We start from the raw sequence: 20,573 nt of genomic DNA on the forward strand, positions 1-20,573 counted from the left end.
GTCTTATAATTAACTGATAGTCAGTAGGTATAAAGGCGGTCTGCCGGCTATTGTTGTAAATGAACAGCCGGTGACGTCAGGCGCGGTTACATCCTCGGTAACAGTACGTGCTGGCCGGCCATTTCGTTGCAGAAAAGAAGCCAGGTAGTACGTCTTGTTTACCGCCGATGTCCAATAACGGTCTACTATAAACAGGACCCAAAAAAAGACCCTACCGTTTACTGGCAGGGTCTTTTTTTTTATGAAACCGGAATGGAAGTGGCTTAGGCATTGGCCAGAGCTTCGGCACCACCCACGATTTCGAGAATTTCGGTCGTGATGGCGGCCTGGCGGGTCCGGTTGTAAACCAGCTTCAATTCTTTCAACAGTTCACCGGCGTTATCGGTCGCCTTGTCCATGGCCGTCATCCGTGCCCCATGCTCTGATGCGTTGGAGTCCAGAACGGCTTTGTACAGCTGCGTTTTGAGCGTCTTGGGGATCAGTTCGGTAACGATCTCCTCTTCCGATGGCTCAAAGGTGTAGTTGATGGCAGCGGCCGCACCGGCTGCCGGGGGCGTCGCTACGATGGGCAACATCTGCTCGGCCCGTACGATCTGCACGGCCGCGTTTTTAAATTCGTTGTAGATAATCTCTACGGCGTCGTAGCGGCCGGCGGCAAAGCCGTCCATGGCTTCTTCGGCGGCTATTTTCACCGTTCCGAAATTCAGCGACCCAAAGGTGTTGACGTGCGTCGTGTTAACCCGGAAGCCCCGGCGCTGAAACGCTTCGGCGCCTTTCTTCCCGATCGCCATGATCTCTACATTGCCCGAACGAGCCTGGGCTGCATATTTCTGGTCGATCAGCGTCAACGCGCCTTTTACGGCATTGGTGTTAAACGCGCCACACAACCCGCGGTCTGAGGTAATCACAATCAACAGCACCCGCTCAACAGGACGCGCCTGCTTGTACGGGCTATCTGACGCCGTTTCGGCCCCGGCCGATACCGTGCCCAGCATCTGGCTCAGCTTCTGGGCGTAAGGCCGCAACTGCGTAATATTGTCCTGCGCCCGACGTAGCTTGGCAGCCGCCACCATTTTCATGGCTTTGGTAATCTGCTGGGTCGAGTTGACCGACGCTATCCGGTTGCGTACTTCTTTTAGAGATGCCATAGTTCAGTGAGCGGTATCCAGTCTTCAGTTTTCGGTTTACGATGGCTGACCGGCGGGCCGTTAACCATAAACCGGAAACTGAAGACTGTAAACCCAGATTAATAATTTGCCGACAGATCTGCTGCTACTTTCTTGATGGCAGCGGTGGCTTCGTCGGTCAGTTTGCCAGCCCGCAGGTCGGCCAGTACGTTGGGGTACTGAGCGTCCAGCACGGCGGCAAATTCGCCCTCGAAGGTTTTTACTTTGCTGACCGGCACCTTATCCATCATACCGTTAATCGATGCGTAGATGATGGCAACCTGCTGCTCTACCTTTACTGGCGAGTACTGCGGCTGTTTCAGGATCTCCTGGTTCCGCCGACCGCGTTCGATGGTCAGTTTGGTTGAGGCATCGAGATCAGAACCGAATTTGGCAAACGCTTCGAGCTCGCGGAACTGCGCCTGGTCGAGTTTCAGCGTACCAGCCACTTTCTTCATCGACTTGATCTGCGCGTTACCACCTACCCGCGATACCGAGATACCTACGTTGATGGCCGGACGGATGCCGGCGTTGAACAGGTTCGACTCGAGGAAGATCTGACCGTCGGTGATCGAGATTACGTTGGTCGGAATATAAGCCGATACGTCACCGGCCTGCGTTTCGATGATGGGCAGCGCCGTCAGCGAACCACCGCCTTTAACCTTGTCTTTCAGGACAGGGGGCAGGTCGTTCATGTTGCGGGCAATATCATCGTTGGCGTTGACTTTAGCGGCCCGCTCCAGCAGACGGCTGTGCAGGTAGAATACGTCGCCGGGATAGGCTTCGCGTCCTGGTGGCCGACGCAGCAGCAGCGATACCTCACGGTAAGCGACGGCCTGTTTCGACAGATCGTCATAAACAACCAGGGCCGGGCGACCCGTATCGCGGAAGTATTCGCCGATGGCAGCCCCCGTAAACGGAGCAAAGAACTGCATCGGTGAAGGGTCAGAGGCACTGGCCGATACGATCACCGTATATTCCATAGCACCTGCTTTGCGCAGCGTCTGCTCTACCTGCTTTACGGTCGACGCTTTCTGACCACAGGCTACGTAGATACAGAATACCGGCTCGCCTTTTTCAAAAAACTCTTTCTGGTTGATGATCGTATCAACAGCTACGGCGGTTTTACCCGTCTGGCGGTCGCCGATGATCAGCTCGCGCTGGCCCCGACCGATGGGGATCATGGCGTCGATAGCTTTGATACCTGTCTGCAGCGGTTCATTTACCGGCTGGCGATAGATTACGCCCGGTGCTTTACGCTCCAGAGGCATCGGATACAGCTCGCCCTGAATAGGACCGAGGCCGTCGATAGGCTGACCGAGGGTGTTAACAACCCGGCCCAGGATACCGTCGCCCACGTTTACGTAGGCAATCTGGTCGGTGCGCTTAACGGTGTCGCCTTCTTTTACTTCCGAGTAGTCACCGAGCAGTACGGCTCCTACGTTATCTTCTTCGAGGTTCAGCGCCATAGCCTGAAGCCCATTGTCGAACGACAGCAATTCGCCGGCCTGCACTTTCGAGAGGCCGTAGATACGCGCTACGCCGTCGCCGATTTGCAGCACCGTACCGACTTCTTCGAGTTCAGCTTCTGATTGTGTGCCGGCTAATTGCTGGCGCAGAATGGCCGATATCTCGTCGGGTCTTACGGATTCCATATGTATTGGGATGAGTTAAAACGATTGATTTTTCGGCCGCAAAGGTACGACTAAAATTTCATAAAAACGTGTTAATTCTCGTTTTCGCTTCCTGTAAATTAGACTTTTCCGATAAGTTCGGCCGATAGGGCCAGGCCGCTGGGCCGTGTGGAAAACCGTTCGTCCCGATTCAGCGTATTTTTACGGGTCCGGGATTGCAGCCTGGCGTGAAAAATGCTACTTTTATCAAACCCAAAATCGATCTGAAAAGGAGGTTAAAATTTCCCGGAAAGCAATCATTGCCAAACTTTTCCGTTATCCGTTCGTGTTTTACCAATAAATACATTTTTGTTACAATCACCCAGTTACTTGTTCGCATGAAGTTCAACCAATGGATGTTGGCCGGTATGGTATCGGCCGTTTTTGTGGCCGGTTCGGCCTCCGCGCAAACGAAAAAACCTGCTCCCAAACCGGCCGCCCGCCCGGCTGCCGCTCCGCCCCGGCCCGCTGCTGCCGGTGCCATTACCTCCAGTCGTGATTCCATCAGCTATAGCATAGGCCTGTTCATGGCGCAGAGCCTGAAGCAGCAGGGCATGACCGATCTGAATAACGCGCTGCTGGCGCAGGGACTGGAAGACGCGCTGAAAGGACAAAAAACCCGGTTGACCATTGATGAGGCTGGCGCTGTGATGAATGCTTTCCAGCAGAAGCAGTTTGCTGCCAAGAATGCCGAAGCCATGAAGGAGTCGGCTGAGAACAAGAAAATCGGGAACGCGTTTCTGGCCGAGAACAAGGCGAAGTCCGGGGTGACCACGACCGCCAGCGGACTGCAATACTCGGTCGAAAAAGAAGGCACGGGTGCTAAACCAACAGCCTCGGATCGGGTTAAAGTACACTACACCGGTAAACTGCTCGACGGTAAAGTGTTCGACAGTTCGGTCGAGCGCGGTCAGCCCGCCGAGTTTGGTGTTTCGGAAGTTATCAAAGGCTGGACAGAAGCGTTGCAGCTAATGCCGGTTGGCTCGAAGTGGAAACTATACATCCCGTCTGAGCTGGCCTATGGGGATCGGGCCGCCGGTCCTGACATCAAACCCGGATCAACGCTGGTGTTTGACGTCGAGTTGTTGGATATCGTTAAACAATAAATGAGCGAAAAGGTGAACCGATCAGAGGGCGTACCGACGACCAGATAATTCGTCCGCTGAGCTGTTCACTTTTTCATCAACGAAAGCGGATGAAAAAATATCTGGTAACCCTTATACCCGTGCTGATGCTGAGCTTTCAGCCGGATTCGCCTTCGGGAGCGTCTACCCCGGGCAGTGCATCCATGCGCACCGTCTCATCCGGCCCCATTGACGAACTCAAACCGTCGATGTCGCAGGAGAAAGTGGAGACACTGGTGGCTAAACTGCTGACGACCTACCACTATCGGAAAGTTCGGCTGAACGATTCGCTGTCGTCGGTTGTATGGGACAACTACCTGAAAGAGGTCGACAATAATAAAACGTACCTGCTGGCGTCTGATGTGGCCGCTTTCGAGAAATACCGGTATCAGATTGACGATGCCCTCGTCAACGGCGACCTGACGGCTGCCTATGATCTGTACAACGTATTCCGGAAGCGCTACCAGGAGCGGAGTGCGTTCATTAAAGAACAGTTGAAGAAGCCGTTCACGTTTACCGCCGATGAGAGCTTCAATACCGACCGCGAGAAAGCGGCCTGGCCAAAATCGGTCGATGAGCAAAATGACCTGTGGCGTAAGATTCTGAAGAACCAGGCCCTGGAACTGAAGCTGGGCAGCCGGAGCGATAGTGCGGTAACGGCTACCATGACGCAGCGTTACAACAACCTCGACCGGGCCATCAACCGGATCAAGAGCGCCGAAGTGTTTCAGCTGTACATGAACTCGTTTGCCGAAGCGCTCGACCCGCATACCAACTACCTCTCGCCCACCAACGCGGACCGTTTCAATCAGGAAATGAGCCAGTCGCTGGAAGGAATTGGCGCTATGTTGCAGGAAGATGGCGATTACATCAAAATCACGAGTGTACTGCCCGGCGGACCGGCTTTCAAGAGCAACCTGCTGAAGACCAACGATAAGATTGCGGGGGTGGCCCAGGGCGATAATGGGCCAATGGTCAACACCATGAACTGGCAGGTCGATGAAGTGGTCAAACTGATCAAAGGACCCAAAGGGACCGTGGTTCGGTTGCATGTGGTGTCGCCTGATGCGATTGCCGGTGCACCGCCGAAAGAGATCCGCCTGGTTCGTGAGAAAATCAAACTGGAGGAGCAGCGCGCCAAGAAAGAAACAATCGAGGTGTCGGATAATGGCCGCACGTTTAAGATCGGTGTGATCAACATTCCGATGTTCTACCGCGATTTTGAGGGCGCCCGCCGGCGTGAAGAAGGGTTCAGCAGTACGACTAGCGACGTGAAGAAGTTCGTTGAAGAGCTGAAAGGCGAGAAAGTAGACGGTATTGTGATCGACCTGCGCGATAATGGCGGGGGCTCCCTGACCGAAGCCATTGACCTGACCGGCCTGTTCATTCCGAAAGGGCCCGTTGTTCAGGTTAAAGAATCGACGGGCGAAACCGAGGTGTATTCCGATAAAGACGGTGGCTCGGTGTTCTACGACGGTCCAATGGCGGTGCTGGTAAACCGGTTCAGCGCGTCGGCATCGGAGATCTTTGCCGCGGCTATTCAGGATTACAAGCGGGGTATCATTGTCGGCGGACAGACCTTTGGTAAGGGTACGGTGCAGACGCTGATCGATCTGAACCAGTGGTTGCCGAAAGAGCCTGAGAAAGTAGGTCAGGTGAAAATGACAATTCAGAAGTTCTATCGCATCAACGGAAGCAGCACCCAGCACCGGGGCGTTACGCCGGATATCGAACTGCCCTCGGCTTTCTCGGCCGAAGAGTATGGCGAAAGCTCACAACCAAGCGCCCTGCCCTGGGATCAGATCAACGCAACCCGCTACGAACAGTCGCGCGGTATCGATGACAAGATTCTGACCCGGCTGCGGACCCGGTTCGATCAGCGGCTGAAGTCAGACCCTGAGCTGAAACAACTGGCGCAGGATCTGGCCGACTTCCGGAAAGCCAAGGAGAACACAGTTGTATCGCTCCTCGAAAGCAAACGCCGGAAAGAGCGCGAAGAGGCTGAGCGCAAGCGGGCCGCTGCCAGCAAAGTTTCGCAGGTGACGGCACCGATCGACGAAACCGGATCGCCCAATGCGCCCAAGAAAAAGAAAGACCTGTTTCTGAACGAAGCTGGTCTTGTACTGGCCGATTACATCCTGGCCGTTAATAAATAATCAGGGCCAATACTGGCTACCAACCCCGCGCAGCGAACCGTTGCGCGGGGTTTTTGTTACTACTCTACGCCAGCCATCCAGCTTCTTATGTGGTACTTCCTGATCAGACAAGCCAGTCTCGACACCGCCCAATACCAGGGCCTGCAACGGCAGGCTTCGCTTACCGAGGTTGAGCTCTTCAACGAGCCTTATAATAACTGGTACGTATTTTCGGTCGAAAAAGAACGGTACCGCGACTTCATCGATCACCTCGACCGGAACGGAATTGCCTACGATCTTACCGCCGACCGTCCCACCCGTGACGAACTGCTGGCCACGATGCGGTAACGCTAGTGCGGAGCCGATTCGGTCAGCACCGGCAAGCGACGTACCCGCTGGAAGAAACGCCAGGTTAGCAGTATGGCCGCCAGAGTCAGCCCGGCCAGCAGGCCTATCCAGACGCCTACCGCATCGAGGCCGAACGGGAAGGCCAGCACATAACTCATGGGCAACGCTACCACCCAGTAGGCAAACAGTGTAATAAGCGTCGGTACGTTCACGTCTGACAGACCCCGGAGGCTGCCCAGGGCCACAACCTGAATACCGTCTGACAGTTGAAAGAATCCCGCCATGATGACCAGCGTAGCCGCTATGGTGGATACCGCCGGATTGTCGCGGATGTATAACGACACCAGCCATTCGTTGGCCGTCAGGAACACTATGGCCGCCAGACTCATAAAGCCGATCGATAGCAGAAACGCAGCCACGCCCGCCCGCCGAACCCCGGCGCTGCTGCGTTGCCCCACGGCAGCCCCAACCCGGATGGCAGCCGCCGACGAGATGCCGGTGGCCATCATGTAGGTCACCGAGGCCATGTTGATCGCAATCTGATGGGCGGCCAGCCGGTCTTCGCCGAGCCAGCCGACAATCACCACGGCCAGCGAGAAGGTAGCTACTTCGAAAAAGAACGTAAGTCCCCCCGGTATGCCCAGCCGCAGTACGGTCCATACCTCTTTGGTTGTAGGCAGTACCGCGTAGGCCGACTCCAGAAACGGTCGGAACTTGCCCGACCGGTACATATAAAGTAGCATCGCCACCGCCATAAACACCCTCGACAGTAAGGTAGCCGTGGCTGAACCCATCAGGCCCATAGCCGGAAAGGGGCCCGCGCCCGTAATGAGCAGGTAGTTGAACCCGGCGTTTATGATCAGCGCCAGCAGCGTGATGGCCATAGCTACCCGCGGGTATCGAAGTCCATCGCACAGTTGCCGGGCGGCCACAAAAATCAACAGAGGAAGCAGCGATGCACTCAGAATCAGCATGAACGTCTGGGCCAGCGCGGTTACTTCGGCCGTTTGCCCGAACAGGTCGAAGAAGTAGGCCAGCAGGGCCGAGAGGCCGCCCAGGAGCACGCTCAGCAGTACCGCTACCCGCAGGCCCGCCCGAAACAGCCGGTTTACCGCGGCCGGGTCGTTCTGGCTTCGTGCCGTCGATACCAGCGCGGCTACCACCGTCAGGCCGCCTACGCCCACGCTCGACATCAGGAACGATAGCGAGTTGGCCAGCCCGGCTGCGCCCAGCGGTACCGCCCCCAGCAGCCGCCCCACAAACAGATTATCGGTAACCCCCATCAGCACCACCCCCAGCTGGGCAATTACAATCGGTATACTGAGCCGGAGCGTGTCAGTCAAATCGGAGCGCATATAGTTGGACAGATGTAAACAGTTGATCAGAATCTATGTTGTAGCTGGCAAAGGTACGGTTTCCTGTCTTGCCCTATGGACCATAGCCGAAGAGCGGTGTTCACTGATGGCGGTTTTTCGTACTTTTGCTTTCTTTATCACGAATCCGGCTACGTCCTTGAAAGAATACGGCAGTAGTATCCAGAAGTTAGTTGACAATATGGTCAACATAGAAGACCGGGAGAAGCGTACGCGCTATGCTCATATCCTGGTTGAGTTGATGCGGCAAATCCATCCGAATATGAAAGATGGGCAGGATTACTACAATAAGTTGTGGGACGACCTGTACATTATGTCCGGATTTACCCTCGACGTCGACAGCCCGTATCCTCCGCCATCGGAAGAAGCCCTGGGGAAGAAGCCGCAAACGGTACCGTACAATACCCATCACCTGCGGTTCAAGCACTTTGGCCGGAACATCGACCTGCTCATTGCCAAGGCCATCGCGCTCGAAGAACCCGAAGAACGCCGGGCCTTCGTATCGTACCTGACCCGGCTGATGCGTACCTTTTATCAGGCCTGGAACAAAGAATCGGTCGAAGACGAAACCATTTATCAAAGTCTGCTGGAACTCTCGAATGGGAAGCTGGGCCCCGATATCCAGCTGATTCGGGAAGAGGGTCTGGTCGAAGCAACCCCCCGCGAACGAACCGGCGACCAGGTACAGCCGCAGCGGATTGGTGGGGGTGGAAACAACAACGCCTACCGCAACCAGAATAACCGCAACCGCAACGACGGCCCCGGTCGGCCCAATAACTTTGGCGGACCTAACCGGAATCAGGGCGGCCGACCCAACAACCAGGGCGGGCAGCGCAACTTCGGCAACCGCAACGACCGCGATGGCAACTCGGGCCAGGGCGGGCAGCGGCCGAACAACAATCGAAACAATGACCGCAGAAGGCGGTAATTTCTGAACGATGAGTGATGCGCTAGGAGCGGAGCCCTACGTCCCCTCTTTGTTCGTTCATGGTCGCCGGAGTCACTCATCGCTCACCACTCATAACCCAGTATTACATAATGGCATCTTTTCAAATTACCGGTGGGCGTCGGCTCAACGGCGAACTCGTTCCCCAGGGGGCCAAAAATGAAGCCCTGCAGATTCTTTGCGCTGTACTGCTGACCAAAGAAGCGGTAACCATCCATAATATTCCGGGTATCCGCGATGTGAACCAGCTGATCGAGCTGCTGGGCGATCTGGGTGTATCGGTAACCAGCCTGGGCGAAGGGTCGTACCGGTTTCAGGCCAGTGATGTGAACCTGGATTACCTGGAAACCGAGCAATACAAGCGCAAAGCAGCCGCGCTGCGGGGGTCGGTCATGCTGCTCGGCCCGATGCTGGCCCGGTTCAAGAAAGGTCGTATTCCTCGTCCTGGTGGGGATAAAATTGGTCGTCGGCGGCTGGATACCCACTTCCTGGGCTTCGAAAAGCTGGGGGCTCAGTTCAATTATGATGCCAACGACGGCGGATACTACCGGGTAGATGCCAGCAACCTGCGCGGCACCTATATGTTGCTCGACGAAGCCTCGGTAACTGGTACGGCCAATGTGCTGATGGCCGCCGTTATGGCCGAAGGCATCACAACGATCTATAACGCGGCCTGCGAGCCGTATTTGCAGCAGCTCAGCAAGATGCTGAACTCGATGGGCGCCAAAATAACCGGCGTAGGCTCGAATCTGCTTACCGTTGAGGGCGTATCGGAACTGCACGGTACCGAGCATACGATGCTGCCCGATATGATCGAGATTGGCTCGTTTATCGGGATGGCGGCTATGACCCAGTCTGAAATTACTATCAAAAACTGCCAGATTCCGCAGCTGGGTATTATTCCCGATACGTTCCGGCGGCTTGGTATCCAGATGGAGTTTCGGGGCGACGATATCTTTATTCCGGCGCAGGAGCGCTACCAGATTGAAAGTTTTCTGGACGGCGGCATGATGACCGTAGCCGACGCGCCCTGGCCCGGTTTTACGCCCGACCTGCTCAGTATTGTGCTCGTAACGGCCGTACAGGCGCAGGGCACGCTGCTTATCCACCAGAAAATGTTTGAAAGCCGCTTGTTCTTCGTTGACAAACTGATCGATATGGGCGCGCAGATTATTCTCTGCGATCCACACCGGGCTACGGTAGTGGGGCTGAACCGCCAGTTGCCGCTGAAAGGCATCCGTATGTCATCGCCCGACATCCGGGCCGGGGTGGCTTTACTCATTGCCGCTTTGTCGGCCCAGGGAACCAGCATCATCGACAACATCGAGCAGATTGACCGCGGGTATCAGCATATCGACACCCGGCTCAACGCCATCGGGGCTGAGATCGTACGGTTGTAAGTAAGGCTACAGGCTTCGGTGGCGATCCGTCGCACCCGAGTGCGGTAGGGAAGAGGGGCGTTCCTGGCTGGGATCGATTGGCTGAAGAGCCGTCGCGGGCAGGAATGCCCCTCTATGTATAGGTAGCTTCCGCCGACTGGACGAGTCAGTAAGCGCCAACGGGCCAGTTTGTTACAGCAATTTTGTTTCCCGATAAACCTTTGCGCTCTTTTATGGTCTCATTAGTGTATTGAGAAATTGACAACGTCGCTTTTTCCTATGAAAACCGTACAGAAAACTATCCGCCATCAGGCCGCTATCCTGTTTGTTGGCGCCCTATCGCTCGGTTCACTGGCTGCCTGCGCGCAGGCCAAACCCATTTCGTCTACCGGCGCTGCCCGGGCTGCGAGCCAGCCTGAGCCCGCCAAAACAACGCTGCTTCAGCCCATGCAGCAGATGGTGGCGAAACTAAAAAAGCTACAGGCCACCGGTGATCCTGATTTTGACTATGCTTTCCAGGCCAAGGTGCATAACCAGGGCGTGCAGGATTTGCTGAAACAGGAGATTGCGAATGGTAAAGATTCGGTGTTGAAAACGATGGCCCAGTCGCTACTGACGGCGGCCCAGTCGGATATGAACACCATCGACGCCACGGTGAAACAGCTGAAGCCGTCGCGCCCGAACCAGACATTTACGCAGCAGCAGAGCCGCAATATCGAAGCGATGAACCTGAAGCTGCAACAGACTGGATCGAGCGACAAGCTGACGGGCGATATCGATAAGAATTTTAAGGTGCTGCTGCTCGACCAGCGGCAGGATGCCATCGATCTGGCAACGACCTATCTGCAATATGGCCGCAACAGCACCCTGCGGACCTATGCTGAGCAGATGACCGCCAAAGCCAAAGCTGAGATGGATCAGATCAAAGCCATGCCCTAAGGCAGTTGGCTCGCTGTTAGCAGGAAAGGCGTTTTGCCGAACCGATCGTCACTACTAGTGCTGATTCGTTCGGCAAAACGCCTTTTTGCGGAATTTCGGTTAAGCCAGGAATGGCTTCACAATGGCCAGGATTTCTTCTTTCGTCAGAATTTCGTCCCAGGCTTCGGTCGCGTTCTCGTAGGGAACACCGGGTAGCAGCGCCGATATTTCGAGGTGCTTAACGGCTTCGTCGCCGGCGTAAACCTGGGGCGGGATACCCGGACTCTGGTTGCCCGTGATCCATCCTTTCTGGCCGCGCAGGTCCCGAACCTTGGCCGCGTGCCGCGCTTCGACCGAGTGAATCTGCAGGGCCGCCGTCAGAATCGCGTCGTTGCTCATGAGCCGGGGGGCCTGGCCTTTATAAGCCCGAACGCCGGTATCTTCAAACGCCTGCGATACGGTCAGGTAGGTCTGGTAGTTTTTGAAGATATCCGGGAACATGCCTTTGGCCGTAAAGTCAAAAGCGGGTTTGGCGATGGCCGCGCTGCCGAGTACCGATTTCAGGACGGCCACGTGTGCGTTCTCGTGCTTCCGAATCTGCGTGAAGGCAATGCGGGCGGCACTGTCTGTGATCAGACCAGGCATGTCCAGACCAACGTTATAGAACTCAGCTTCCAGGTATTCGAGCGTGAGGGCAAAGTTGAGTACGTCGATGATGTCGGGGTTGAGCCCGGCGGCCTGCCCGTAGGCTTTGTTCAGGGCAGAAGCCAGCACCGTTGGGGCCGCCACGGCAGCGGCTTTCCGGCCGATCATGTTGAACATGCTGCGACGCGATACGTGCGCCAGACGGTCAACTACCTCGCCGTCAACTTTTTCTATTTCGGAGATAATATTCTGTAAATTCATGACAGTCAGGTCGGCTTATGCCATTGGTTTTGGCAGGGTGCTGGTGTTGAGTACTTCTTTGATAAACCGCGATGCCTGCGGTACAACCTGCTCGGGAAGCAGCGCCCGCTCCAGACCCGAAACCGGATCGATGACGTCGTCGCCCGCAAAGTCGGCGCTACCGGGGCTGATCAGCTCGCGGATAATGGATGCATGCCGGGCTTCTACCGATACAATGTTGCCGCTAATGGTCAGGTTGGTAGCACTCGTCAGCAGCTGGCCCGCCCCGTTATAGGCCGCCGTAGCCAGGTCGGCAAAACTTTTAGCGGTCTCCAGCACGCTTCGGCGACTGTTGAAATCAACACTGCTGTAATCGAGCGTCAGGGTAGGGATAGCGTAGCTGCCCAGTACCTGCTTGAAAAACTCGCGGTGGGTGATTTCCTGATTGCGCAGGTCCAGAAAAACCTGCCGCTCTTTCTGGCTTATGCCCGCGTAGGGCCGGTCGTTGACCAGTTCCAGAAAACGCAGTTCGGCCTGTTCAAGCGCGTAGGCATAGTTCAGGATGCCGATGTCGCCCGAGCCCAGCTCGATCAGGTCACCCGCCCGGGCTCCTGCCGTTGACCCACCGCCCGGCCCGGCCAGCGGGTCAACAATGGTGTTGGTGCAGGCGCTCATGACAACACCCGTTGCCGTGGCAACACCCACGTACCGCATAAACATCCGCCGTCCTGAGAATACAGGGAGAATTGGCAACACCGATAAGGGCCTCCCGGCCGGTGTCTGTGACAATTTTTCCATTAGTGGAACCAGTTATGTTGAGTAAGCTTTCCGCCCATCGGAAAAGCAACAGTATTACTGGATCGGCGACAAACAGTTTTGTATGATCTATAAAATATGTAGACTTACTTATTTTATTGAGTAAGCGGTAGGTGCCGGACCGAATCCTCACTGGCGGGTCGTTTTACGTACGGTCTGTAACCTATATACGTAGCCCTGCATTGGAGGCAATCAGAAGACCGTCTGCGACCGGGGTCTGTTCCGAAATAGGCCGAAAAACGACGGTGTGGGAGGCTCGTGGTGACGACTAATTTGCTTTATTTACAGTTGATCGTCTGCTGTTCTCCCACCTGCCCATGCTTACCCGCTTTCTGTTGGTGGCCCTGGTCTTTTGCTGTGGCTACCGGCCTCCCGTATCCGTTATTGACCGGCCCGACCTGGGCCGTTTTTTCGACGCCGAAAAGCTGAACGGCTCGTTTCTGCTGTATGATCTGAAAAAGGACAGGTACATAGCCTATCGGTACGCGCGCAGTCAGAAGGGGTTTCTGCCTGCGTCGACCTATAAAATCATCAACACCCTGATCGGACTCGAAACGGGGCTGTTAGCCGATGAAGCGACGATCATGAAATGGGATGGAGTCCGGCGCGCACGGGAGGTGCTGAACAAGGACATGACCCTCCGCGAAGCTTTTCAGGTATCCTGCGTACCGTGTTATCAGGAACTGGCCCGGAAGATTGGGCTGGAACGCATGCGGTCGTTCGTGCAAGAAGCCGACTACGGCCATATGGACATTCAGGCTGGCAACCTCGATACGTTCTGGCTACGCGGGAAATCGCGGATTAGCCCGAAAGAAGAGGTCGATTTTCTCCGCCGGGTCTATACGGGGCAGGTGCCGTTCTCGAAACCCAATCTGGCCACCCTCAAAAAGGTGATGCTGCTGGACGACCAACCCACCCACCGGCTGTACGGCAAAACCGGCTGGGCTTCAGAAATAGATGGTATCGGTATAGACGGGCCCGATATTGGCTGGTTTGTTGGCTACGTCGAGAAGGGCGACGACGTTTATTTCTTTGCTACCAATATCGAAAGCTCCCCGCCAGTTCCTGATACCTTTCTGGCGGGTCGCCGGCGGGTTACAGAGCGGATTCTGACTGAACTGGGCATTCTTTAAACGCTCTGCATGGTGCTGAGTTTCCGGTAAAACCCTTCGTCGAGGGTTAGCAGCTCGGTATGGCGCCCGCGTTCAACGATGCGTCCCTGGTTCACGACCAAAATCTCGTCGGCATGCTGAATGGTGCTGAGCCGGTGGGCAATGACGAGGGTAGTCCGGTTGGCCATCAGGCGCGTTAGGGCTTCCTGCACCAGTTTCTCCGACTCGGTATCGAGGGCCGATGTGGCTTCGTCCAGAATCAGAATGGGCGGGTTTTTCAGGATAGCCCGGGCAATGCTGATCCGCTGCCGCTGTCCGCCCGATAGTTTGCCGCCCCGGTCGCCGATAACGGTCTGGTAGCCATCGGGCTGCGCCAGAATGAAATCGTGGGCGTTGGCAATGCGGGCCGCTTCCATAACCGCAGCTTCGGTCGTGGGCGTGCCGAAGGCGATATTGTTGAAGATCGTGTCGTTGAACAGAATGCTCTCCTGGGTTACGATGCCCATCTGGCTGCGTAGCGAAGCCAGTGTACAGTCGCGGAGGTCGACTCCATCGATCAGGATGCGGCCGGCGGTGGGGTCGTAGAAACGCGGAATCAGGTCGGCAATGGTTGATTTTCCCCCGCCCGACGACCCGACCAGGGCAATGGTTTTTCCTTTGGGCAGGTCGAAGCTGACCTCGCGTAATACTTGTGTATCGGCGTTATAGGCAAAGGATACCTGCTGTACCGAAATTCGGTCGCTGAAGTCGCTGAGCGTTACGGCGCCGGGTTTGTCCTGAACGGCGGGCTCCGTATCGATCAGCTCCAGCACCCGTTCGCCCGAGGCCAGGCCGCGTTGCGAGCCGCTGAACGCATTGCTGATGTCCTTGGCCGGGCGCGTCACCTGCGAGAAGATAGCGATGTAGGAAATAAACTCGGCCGCGGTCAGATCAGACTGGCCGCTCAGCACCAGCGAACCGCCGTAGAGCAGGATACCGGCCACAACAGCCACGCCCATCACTTCCGAGAACGGGGAGGCCAGCTCGCGCCGGTTGGCCAGCGACCGGACGGCCTGTCGATAGCCTTCGTTCTCGGCCCTGAATTTTTCCAGGATAAACCCTTCGGCCACAAACCCTTTCACGACCCGCATCCCGCCAAATGTTTCATCGAGCAGGCTCACCAGCCCGCTCAGCCGTTGCTGACCCGCCTGCGCATCGCGTTTCATGCGCCGGACCAGCGTGGCAATAAACCCGCCCGATACCGGAATGACGATGATGGCAAACAGCGTCAGCTTAACCGATATGCTCAGGAGTGCGATGATATAGCCGATCAGCAGGAATACTTCTTTTGAAGCCGCCGATAGCGTATTGGCAATGGAATTTTCGACCTCCTGCACATCGGTCGTAGTCCGCGAAATGAGGTTTCCTTTTCGCTCGTTTGAGAAGAAACCCAGATGCAGCTCGAGCGTCCGGCTGAAAACCGCTTCGCGCAGACGGGCTACCATGCGGGCTTTGAACGATTCCAGCTGCCGCACCGACAGGTACTTGAACAGGTTGCTGAACAGGACCGAGGCCACAATAACCGCGCATACGAACTGGAGTGCGCCGACTTTTCCATAATCGCGGAACACCTGCGCAAAGTAATACCGGAAAAAATCGACGGGTCCGGAGGTCAGGTCCGGGGCAGGCTGGCTGAGAAAGGCCTGCATTTGGGCCGGGTCTACCTTATCGAAAAGGATGCTGAGGAGTGGAATCAGTAAGGTAAAGTTCAACACGCCAAACACACTGGCCAGGAGCGACGTCGCCACGAACGGCGTCAGGAAGCGGCCCAGCGGACTGGCAAACGAGAGTAAGCGGAGGTAGGTCTTCATTGGTCCTGCAAAGGTAGCACCCCCTCCTTATTTTTATACCTAAGATTTGTAGGTATATAATTTTTGGTTGTATGTTTGGGGTATGAACAACAGCAACAACGCTCAACTGCTTAAAGGAAGTTTATCGGTCATGATTCTGCGACTGCTGGAAGATCGCGACCGCATGTACGGCTACGAGATTACCCAGAAAGTAAAGGAGCTCACGGCGGGCGAGATGACCATAACGGAAGGCGCCCTATATCCGGCTCTGCACAAACTCGAAGCCGACGGCTTGCTGACTACCGAAACCCAGGTCGTTGAGGGCCGCGCCCGCAAATACTACTCACTGACCAAAACCGGCCATACCGAAGCGGCCAGCCGCGTAGCTGACCTGTCGGCTTTTCTGAATAATCTGAACCTGGTGCTTAACCTCAAACCGTCTGTATAACGATGGCGCTTACGACTATTCAGCTGAAAACACTGCGTTACGACCTGCAGGAGCTGGCGCATATCGAATACCACGACGTGCTGACCGAACTGCTCGATCACTACGCTACCCTGACGGAGCAGAAAATGGAAACCGGCCTTTCGTTCGAGGAGGCCAGCCGATGGGCCTGGGCCGAACTGGGGTCGGGGAAGGGGTTGCAGGCTATTCAGGCTGATTTTGTCAGGAACATCCGGCGGCAAATCCGACGTCAGCATATGGGCGTTCTGAAAAGCTATTTCCGCTGGCCCACCACCGTACTGACCGCCCTGGTGGGTGTGATTACTTATCTGGTGGTGCCCATGCTCTCCGGCAGTGCCTGCTGATCGGTTCGTTCGGGGTGACGCTGGTGCCGGTTGCCGTGCTTTTACTGGGCTACTGGCATGGCTATCACCAGCGGGAGAACGTCGATAAAATCGTCTGGAAATACATATATCGGGTAGGAATCCTGCCTGTCAACGTGTTTCAGATCGTAACAAACGGCAGCAATGCTGGCTTCTTCGGCGACGCTTCCTCCTCGGCGCGGGTATTTTTGCAGACGCATACCAGCGTGCTGGCCATGCTTTCGCTCCTGCTGCCGATCTATGCCGCCAGTTTTATTCAGTTGTATCAACAGAAATACGTCTACAAACCCGCCTGATTCTTCGGTGCCGGTAGGCGTTATATTATTTTGTTCGTTCCTGCTGTGCCTACTGTCAGGGGCTACGACTACCAACAGGGGTAAAAGAAAAACGGTCCCCGCTGTCAGAAGACTACTGGCAGCGGGGACTGTTTTTCACTTTTCTATTTATTCGTTGCCAATCTGGCCGGCCAGTGACCGCAGGGCCGAAGCCAGTCCTTCGAGTCGGGGGGCTATGTCGCCTTCCGAGCCCATCAGGGTGCTGAATTCGGTGGTTTGGGTGGCCAGCGTCTGGAGCAGGCCGCTCAGCTCCGATGCGTTGATCTGATCGCTTTTCAGCTGCGTCTTTACCCGTTCGAGCGTATCGGCTATCTCCGTAGCGTTGTCGGTCTGACGAAGCTGTTCGAGCCATTGGTCAATGACACCGGTGCCACTTTGGGGCGTTTCGTTGGTGACGTCGGCCTCCAGAACCCCCATCGTTGAGTCGAGGAGGTCGGTTGATTTTTCGTGATTGAGCATTGGCGTGAAAACGTATGGTTAATGAATAGATTGGTTAAAACTGGCTGCTGAAGTTGCGCAGGGCGCTGGCGAGCTGTACCAGCTGACCCGACGTGGCTCCGGTAGCTGAGGGTTCCTGCGCAATGGCCGATGTATGACTGGCAAGACTCAGGAGCAGATGTCGGATCGATTCTGGATCGGGGGTGTCCATTTTCAGCTGATCGCGCAGGGTGGTCAGTTCAGCCTGAATACGCTCCGTGCCGACATCGCCCCGCAGTGCGTTCAGCCAGCCTTCCAGCATCAGCATACCGCGTTCGGGCGATACAATGGCATCGCTGCCTTCACCAAATGCGCCGAGCGTATCGGCCAGCATTCGGTTTTCGAGTGAGGTTTGAGTTTCTTCCATGGTCTTGTGTAGTGTATTGATGAAAAAAACGGCAGCTGCTAGAGCTTGCTGCCAAAATTTCGTAGCATCTTCGACAGGCTTTCGAGCCCACCCGTCCAGGTGCCTTCGGCGTTAGGACCCTCGGCGGTTTGCTGAGCCTGGTCAGCCAGGCCTTCCATGAGCAGCCGAATCCGCTGGCTGTTGGGCTGGGCTGCCTGAAGTTCTGTACGCAGTTCATTCAGCTGGCCCTGGAGTTGACCCAGATTCGGGTCGCCCTGCAGGGCCTGTAACCAGCCATCGATGAGCATGACGCCCTGAGCAGGCGAAACTCCGCCCTGGTTGCCATCGCGAAAGGTGGTCAGTGTGTCTTCGAGCATGCGCTCTTCGAGTACGTTCGATCCCATAGTAGTTGTTGTTTTATACGCTGTTTCGGTCATGTCAACCTGCTTCGCTATAGTGCATTAAGCAAAGGCCGACATGACCGAATAGCGGTTATAACTGATCGGCAAACAGCCGCAGCGACGTGGCTACGTCTTCGAGTTTACCAGCTGTCTGTTCCTGTATGTTCCGGCCCTGAGCTACCTGCGAGGTGTGGTCGGCAATGATCATGAGCAGGTCTTTGATGCGGTCCGTGTCTGGTTGGGCCAGTTGCAGCTGACCGCGCAGTTCCCGGAGCCGCCCTTCAATAATTTCGGCGCTTGGGTTACCGTCAATTACCTTCAGCCAGCCGTCGATAAGTTTTACCCCGTCGGTAGGAGAGGCCGCATCGACGCTACCCAGGCCGTTGGCCGTCTGTTCGAACAGACGCTGATCCAATGCGTGTGAAGCCATAATTCGGTATGCTGTTTAGGGGTGATGTTGGCCTGGAGGGCTGCATTGACGGCCATTCAGGCCAGATATAGTGTGTCTAGACGGCTGTCGATAACTGACCGGCGAAGTTACGCAGGGCGGTAGCCAGCGTTTGCAGACCCGATTGCATGTCGCCCTCGGCTTTGGGGGCTGTCTGCTCGGTTTTGTCGGCGAGTTCGTTCAGCAGTTGCGTGAGCCGTTGATTGTCGGGCGCTCCCGTCTGCAGTTCATCGCGGAGCTGGGTGAGGGGGGCCATCAGGTCGCCGGTGAGGTGGTTATTTTTGATGGATGAGAACCAGTCGGTAATCAGCGACATGCCCTCCTGGGGCGATGCGGCCTGGCCCTGATCGAAAGCGGCTACCGTAGCGTCGAGCAAGGTAGCGGCCGAGGAACCGGCGGTTTGTGAATGTTGGTTTGCCATGATTCGTTGAGTAATGTATACAATGAAAACCGCCTGTGAAGCGGTTTGTTTCGTTTTGGCTCTTCTCTGGTTCGGATGAAAAAGAGAAGAGCCAAGGTGGTTTAATACTGTGACCGTCCACCCGACGAGCCGCTGCCGGAGTCGGCGGTGCCGCCCGAAACGCCCGAACGTTGGGTACCGGAGTTGGCGCTGTAGTCGTCGCCATCCGAACCGGTGCCGTAGCCCGACCCGTACGAGCCGCCGTCCTGCATCTGGGCACCGTCGCTGCCGGTAGTGTCGTCCATACCCATGGCCGAGCTGTTGCGATCTACCGTACCGCCGTTGCGATCCGAAAAATCATCGTCATTCTGCTGCGAGGGCGGAACACCCGATCCGCTCGTGGTCGATTCGCCACCAACGGTGCTGCTCATGGGTGCCTGCTGATTTTTGGCATCGGTCATATTGGCCGAGCCGCCGAGCTGGTTGCCAAATCCTTCGAGCGCTTCGATCAGGCTGTTGAGCCGGGTCTTCACGTCGGTATCGGCAGAGTTGGCTACCGCTCGCGCCTGTTCGGTCAGGTCGCTGAGTAGCTGCCGGATCTGCGAGCTGTCGGGGTTGCCGCTTTGCAGTTCGGCTTTCAGGTCGTTGAGGCTGCTGCTGACCGGGTTGGCGCTGTCGTCGGCGTCGCGCAGGGCGCTGGTCCAGCTGTCAATGAGTGATACACCGTCGAGCGGAGATACCGCTTTGGAATCGCCGTTGAAGGCATTGATGGTGGTCGTAATCAGGTTGGATGTCTGCTGATCGATTGCCATAGTTGTACAGATGTAAGGGTATGGTTTTGTTGAGTAAAGCCTGTTAGTCGACAGGGTATCAGAGGGTAGCCGCGATCTGCCGGTGCAGGTTTTCGAGGGTGGCTACCAGTTGTGAGAGTTCGGTCTGCTCGGCGCTGGCCTGGGCCGACTGCATAACGCCTTTTGTCTGAGCAATCAGGTCGTCGAGAATTTCGGCGATAACCTGTCCGTCGGGCTGGCCTTCGTTCTGATCGGGGTCGAGTTCGCTCCGCAATTCTTCGAGGGTATCAACGATCTCGTCGGTTTCGTCGTCACCGGCTTCGTCGATGCGGTCGAGCCATTTGTCGATGAGCGCAATGCCGTCCTGGGGCTCAAGGGTACTGATGCTGCTGTCAAAGGCGTTGACGGTTTCGTCGATCAGCGAAAGCTGGTTTGGGTCGTTAGAAATCATGAGTTGTGTTTGTTGATTGGTAATTGCTGTTCAGTCGCCAGGCGCTGCCCAAACGAGGTCAGGGCTCTGACGAGGTCAGTCAGTGCGGAGTAATAGAGGTCGGCTGCTTCCGGCATGGCCCGGGCCGTTAGCTCACCTAGTTTTTTCACCAATTCACGTACCCGGCTGGTCTGGGTAGATTCGCTGGCCAGTTCCTGCTGCAGGGCCTGCAGGGCGGTGATCAGCTCGTCGAACCCGTCTTCTTTTTTCAGGGCCGTGATCCAGTCTCTGGTCAGGCTGGCCCCGTCGGCCGGCAGCGCTGTGTTGAGGTTGCCATCGAGGAAATCGATCGTCACGTCAATCAGTTTGTCGCTGTGTTCCTGTACCATGTGGGTGTCGATTTTGGTGAACGA

At 56.1% G+C, this 20,573-nt stretch carries 24 protein-coding genes; 10 read left to right on the forward strand and 14 right to left on the reverse strand.

Annotation, left to right across the window (positions count from 1 at the left end; all coding sequences use genetic code 11):
- Window positions 1-263: 263 nt before the first annotated feature.
- Both atpG and atpA read right to left on the reverse strand, forming a co-directional pair.
- Window positions 264-1,148: an ATP synthase F1 subunit gamma gene (gene atpG / locus FBR45_RS18330; RefSeq protein WP_138504951.1), complete on the reverse strand. Its 885-nt coding sequence runs from the start codon at window positions 1,146-1,148 to the stop codon at window positions 264-266.
- A 98-nt stretch (window positions 1,149-1,246) separates the two neighbouring features.
- Window positions 1,247-2,821, reverse strand: a complete 1,575-nt coding sequence (gene atpA / locus FBR45_RS18335; RefSeq protein ID WP_138504953.1) for a F0F1 ATP synthase subunit alpha — start codon at window positions 2,819-2,821, stop codon at window positions 1,247-1,249.
- Window positions 2,822-3,177: 356 nt separating this feature from the next.
- Here atpA and FBR45_RS18340 point away from each other — a divergent pair, with 356 nt between their 5' ends.
- The 3 genes from FBR45_RS18340 to FBR45_RS18350 all read left to right on the forward strand — a co-directional run bounded on the left by FBR45_RS18340 (window position 3,178) and on the right by FBR45_RS18350 (window position 6,446).
- On the forward strand, window positions 3,178-3,945 hold the full coding sequence (locus FBR45_RS18340) for an FKBP-type peptidyl-prolyl cis-trans isomerase (protein WP_262709533.1): 768 nt from the start codon (window positions 3,178-3,180) through the stop codon (window positions 3,943-3,945).
- Between the two features lie 89 nt (window positions 3,946-4,034).
- Entirely contained in the window at window positions 4,035-6,119 is a 2,085-nt protein-coding gene (locus tag FBR45_RS18345; RefSeq protein ID WP_138504955.1) for a carboxy terminal-processing peptidase, read from the forward strand.
- 87 nt (window positions 6,120-6,206) lie between these two features.
- Window positions 6,207-6,446 (forward strand): hypothetical protein, encoded by a 240-nt coding sequence (locus FBR45_RS18350; protein WP_138504957.1) that lies wholly within the window; start codon window positions 6,207-6,209, stop codon window positions 6,444-6,446.
- 2 nt (window positions 6,447-6,448) lie between these two features.
- Here FBR45_RS18350 and FBR45_RS18355 read toward each other — a convergent pair whose 3' ends face one another.
- Window positions 6,449-7,801, reverse strand: a complete 1,353-nt coding sequence (locus FBR45_RS18355; protein WP_138504959.1) for an MATE family efflux transporter — start codon at window positions 7,799-7,801, stop codon at window positions 6,449-6,451.
- A 157-nt stretch (window positions 7,802-7,958) separates the two neighbouring features.
- Between FBR45_RS18355 and FBR45_RS18360 the strand changes: the two genes are divergently transcribed.
- The 3 genes from FBR45_RS18360 to FBR45_RS18370 all read left to right on the forward strand — a co-directional run bounded on the left by FBR45_RS18360 (window position 7,959) and on the right by FBR45_RS18370 (window position 11,083).
- Window positions 7,959-8,747: a DUF4290 domain-containing protein gene (locus FBR45_RS18360; protein ID WP_138504961.1), complete on the forward strand. Its 789-nt coding sequence runs from the start codon at window positions 7,959-7,961 to the stop codon at window positions 8,745-8,747.
- A 110-nt stretch (window positions 8,748-8,857) separates the two neighbouring features.
- Entirely contained in the window at window positions 8,858-10,165 is a 1,308-nt protein-coding gene (gene murA, locus FBR45_RS18365; protein WP_077923289.1) for a UDP-N-acetylglucosamine 1-carboxyvinyltransferase, read from the forward strand.
- A gap of 258 nt (window positions 10,166-10,423) precedes the next feature.
- Window positions 10,424-11,083, forward strand: coding sequence for a DUF305 domain-containing protein (locus tag FBR45_RS18370; RefSeq protein ID WP_138504963.1), 660 nt, complete (start codon window positions 10,424-10,426; stop codon window positions 11,081-11,083).
- A 99-nt stretch (window positions 11,084-11,182) separates the two neighbouring features.
- Here FBR45_RS18370 and FBR45_RS18375 read toward each other — a convergent pair whose 3' ends face one another.
- On the reverse strand, window positions 11,183-11,968 hold the full coding sequence (locus FBR45_RS18375) for a ferritin-like domain-containing protein (protein ID WP_077923287.1): 786 nt from the start codon (window positions 11,966-11,968) through the stop codon (window positions 11,183-11,185).
- Window positions 11,969-11,983: 15 nt separating this feature from the next.
- Complete coding sequence (locus FBR45_RS18380; RefSeq protein WP_138504965.1) at window positions 11,984-12,745, reverse strand: ferritin-like domain-containing protein; 762 nt, start codon at window positions 12,743-12,745, stop codon at window positions 11,984-11,986.
- A gap of 335 nt (window positions 12,746-13,080) precedes the next feature.
- Here FBR45_RS18380 and blaOXA point away from each other — a divergent pair, with 335 nt between their 5' ends.
- On the forward strand, window positions 13,081-13,896 hold the full coding sequence (blaOXA, locus tag FBR45_RS18385) for a class D beta-lactamase (protein ID WP_138504967.1): 816 nt from the start codon (window positions 13,081-13,083) through the stop codon (window positions 13,894-13,896).
- Here blaOXA and FBR45_RS18390 read toward each other — a convergent pair.
- Window positions 13,893-15,725, reverse strand: coding sequence for an ABC transporter ATP-binding protein (locus FBR45_RS18390; RefSeq protein ID WP_138504969.1), 1,833 nt, complete (start codon window positions 15,723-15,725; stop codon window positions 13,893-13,895). The two genes, blaOXA and FBR45_RS18390, sit on opposite strands and share 4 nt — an antisense overlap.
- 82 nt (window positions 15,726-15,807) lie before the next feature.
- Between FBR45_RS18390 and FBR45_RS18395 the strand changes: the two genes are divergently transcribed.
- From FBR45_RS18395 to FBR45_RS18405, 3 genes are read left to right on the forward strand one after another with little or no spacing between them, the layout of a single operon-like run.
- Window positions 15,808-16,152: a PadR family transcriptional regulator gene (locus tag FBR45_RS18395; protein WP_077923283.1), complete on the forward strand. Its 345-nt coding sequence runs from the start codon at window positions 15,808-15,810 to the stop codon at window positions 16,150-16,152.
- Window positions 16,153-16,154: 2 nt separating this feature from the next.
- Window positions 16,155-16,514, forward strand: a complete 360-nt coding sequence (locus FBR45_RS18400) for a hypothetical protein (protein WP_138504971.1) — start codon at window positions 16,155-16,157, stop codon at window positions 16,512-16,514.
- A 35-nt stretch (window positions 16,515-16,549) separates the two neighbouring features.
- A complete protein-coding gene (locus FBR45_RS18405; RefSeq protein WP_138504973.1) occupies window positions 16,550-16,828 on the forward strand; it encodes a hypothetical protein in 279 nt (92 codons plus the stop codon).
- A 147-nt stretch (window positions 16,829-16,975) separates the two neighbouring features.
- Here FBR45_RS18405 and FBR45_RS18410 read toward each other — a convergent pair whose 3' ends face one another.
- The 8 genes from FBR45_RS18410 to FBR45_RS18445 all read right to left on the reverse strand — a co-directional run bounded on the left by FBR45_RS18410 (window position 16,976) and on the right by FBR45_RS18445 (window position 20,549).
- Window positions 16,976-17,326 (reverse strand): hypothetical protein, encoded by a 351-nt coding sequence (locus FBR45_RS18410; protein ID WP_138504975.1) that lies wholly within the window; start codon window positions 17,324-17,326, stop codon window positions 16,976-16,978.
- Between the two features lie 34 nt (window positions 17,327-17,360).
- Window positions 17,361-17,711, reverse strand: a complete 351-nt coding sequence (locus FBR45_RS18415; RefSeq protein ID WP_138504977.1) for a hypothetical protein — start codon at window positions 17,709-17,711, stop codon at window positions 17,361-17,363.
- Between the two features lie 38 nt (window positions 17,712-17,749).
- Window positions 17,750-18,094 (reverse strand): hypothetical protein, encoded by a 345-nt coding sequence (locus tag FBR45_RS18420; protein WP_138504979.1) that lies wholly within the window; start codon window positions 18,092-18,094, stop codon window positions 17,750-17,752.
- 88 nt (window positions 18,095-18,182) lie between these two features.
- Entirely contained in the window at window positions 18,183-18,521 is a 339-nt protein-coding gene (locus tag FBR45_RS18425) for a hypothetical protein (RefSeq protein WP_129602583.1), read from the reverse strand.
- Between the two features lie 76 nt (window positions 18,522-18,597).
- The gene (locus FBR45_RS18430; protein ID WP_171044918.1) at window positions 18,598-18,960 is read right to left on the reverse strand and encodes a hypothetical protein; all 363 of its coding nucleotides are present in this window, start codon (window positions 18,958-18,960) and stop codon (window positions 18,598-18,600) included.
- Window positions 18,961-19,061: 101 nt separating this feature from the next.
- Complete coding sequence (locus tag FBR45_RS18435) at window positions 19,062-19,751, reverse strand: hypothetical protein (protein ID WP_138504983.1); 690 nt, start codon at window positions 19,749-19,751, stop codon at window positions 19,062-19,064.
- A gap of 58 nt (window positions 19,752-19,809) precedes the next feature.
- Window positions 19,810-20,181 carry a hypothetical protein gene (locus FBR45_RS18440; RefSeq protein ID WP_138504985.1) on the reverse strand — a complete coding sequence of 124 codons (372 nt, stop codon included), beginning with the start codon at window positions 20,179-20,181 and terminating at the stop codon, window positions 19,810-19,812.
- Window positions 20,178-20,549, reverse strand: coding sequence for a hypothetical protein (locus FBR45_RS18445; RefSeq protein ID WP_138504987.1), 372 nt, complete (start codon window positions 20,547-20,549; stop codon window positions 20,178-20,180). The genes FBR45_RS18440 and FBR45_RS18445 overlap by 4 nt, the downstream gene beginning before the upstream one ends.
- Window positions 20,550-20,573 lie beyond the last annotated feature (24 nt).

Origin of the sequence: Spirosoma lacussanchae (assembly GCF_005870035.1) — a bacterium.
In the GTDB taxonomy this organism is placed as follows: domain Bacteria; phylum Bacteroidota; class Bacteroidia; order Cytophagales; family Spirosomataceae; genus Spirosoma; species Spirosoma lacussanchae.

Excerpts from the sequence above, each read along its gene's own strand:
- atpG (WP_138504951.1), bottom strand. The coding sequence starts at position 1,148 with ATGGCATCTCTAAAAGAAGTACGCAACCGGATAGCGTCGGTCAACTCG.
- atpA (WP_138504953.1), bottom strand. The coding sequence starts at position 2,821 with ATGGAATCCGTAAGACCCGACGAGATATCGGCCATTCTGCGCCAGCAA.
- FBR45_RS18340 (WP_262709533.1), top strand. The coding sequence starts at position 3,178 with ATGAAGTTCAACCAATGGATGTTGGCCGGTATGGTATCGGCCGTTTTT.
- FBR45_RS18345 (WP_138504955.1), top strand. The coding sequence starts at position 4,035 with ATGAAAAAATATCTGGTAACCCTTATACCCGTGCTGATGCTGAGCTTT.
- FBR45_RS18350 (WP_138504957.1), top strand. The coding sequence starts at position 6,207 with ATGTGGTACTTCCTGATCAGACAAGCCAGTCTCGACACCGCCCAATAC.
- FBR45_RS18355 (WP_138504959.1), bottom strand. The coding sequence starts at position 7,801 with ATGCGCTCCGATTTGACTGACACGCTCCGGCTCAGTATACCGATTGTA.
- murA (WP_077923289.1), top strand. The coding sequence starts at position 8,858 with ATGGCATCTTTTCAAATTACCGGTGGGCGTCGGCTCAACGGCGAACTC.
- FBR45_RS18370 (WP_138504963.1), top strand. The coding sequence starts at position 10,424 with ATGAAAACCGTACAGAAAACTATCCGCCATCAGGCCGCTATCCTGTTT.
- FBR45_RS18375 (WP_077923287.1), bottom strand. The coding sequence starts at position 11,968 with ATGAATTTACAGAATATTATCTCCGAAATAGAAAAAGTTGACGGCGAG.
- FBR45_RS18380 (WP_138504965.1), bottom strand. The coding sequence starts at position 12,745 with ATGGAAAAATTGTCACAGACACCGGCCGGGAGGCCCTTATCGGTGTTG.
- blaOXA (WP_138504967.1), top strand. The coding sequence starts at position 13,081 with ATGCTTACCCGCTTTCTGTTGGTGGCCCTGGTCTTTTGCTGTGGCTAC.
- FBR45_RS18390 (WP_138504969.1), bottom strand. The coding sequence starts at position 15,725 with ATGAAGACCTACCTCCGCTTACTCTCGTTTGCCAGTCCGCTGGGCCGC.
- FBR45_RS18395 (WP_077923283.1), top strand. The coding sequence starts at position 15,808 with ATGAACAACAGCAACAACGCTCAACTGCTTAAAGGAAGTTTATCGGTC.
- FBR45_RS18400 (WP_138504971.1), top strand. The coding sequence starts at position 16,155 with ATGGCGCTTACGACTATTCAGCTGAAAACACTGCGTTACGACCTGCAG.
- FBR45_RS18410 (WP_138504975.1), bottom strand. The coding sequence starts at position 17,326 with ATGCTCAATCACGAAAAATCAACCGACCTCCTCGACTCAACGATGGGG.
- FBR45_RS18415 (WP_138504977.1), bottom strand. The coding sequence starts at position 17,711 with ATGGAAGAAACTCAAACCTCACTCGAAAACCGAATGCTGGCCGATACG.
- FBR45_RS18420 (WP_138504979.1), bottom strand. The coding sequence starts at position 18,094 with ATGGGATCGAACGTACTCGAAGAGCGCATGCTCGAAGACACACTGACC.
- FBR45_RS18425 (WP_129602583.1), bottom strand. The coding sequence starts at position 18,521 with ATGGCTTCACACGCATTGGATCAGCGTCTGTTCGAACAGACGGCCAAC.
- FBR45_RS18430 (WP_171044918.1), bottom strand. The coding sequence starts at position 18,960 with ATGGCAAACCAACATTCACAAACCGCCGGTTCCTCGGCCGCTACCTTG.
- FBR45_RS18435 (WP_138504983.1), bottom strand. The coding sequence starts at position 19,751 with ATGGCAATCGATCAGCAGACATCCAACCTGATTACGACCACCATCAAT.
- FBR45_RS18440 (WP_138504985.1), bottom strand. The coding sequence starts at position 20,181 with ATGATTTCTAACGACCCAAACCAGCTTTCGCTGATCGACGAAACCGTC.
- FBR45_RS18445 (WP_138504987.1), bottom strand. The coding sequence starts at position 20,549 with ATGGTACAGGAACACAGCGACAAACTGATTGACGTGACGATCGATTTC.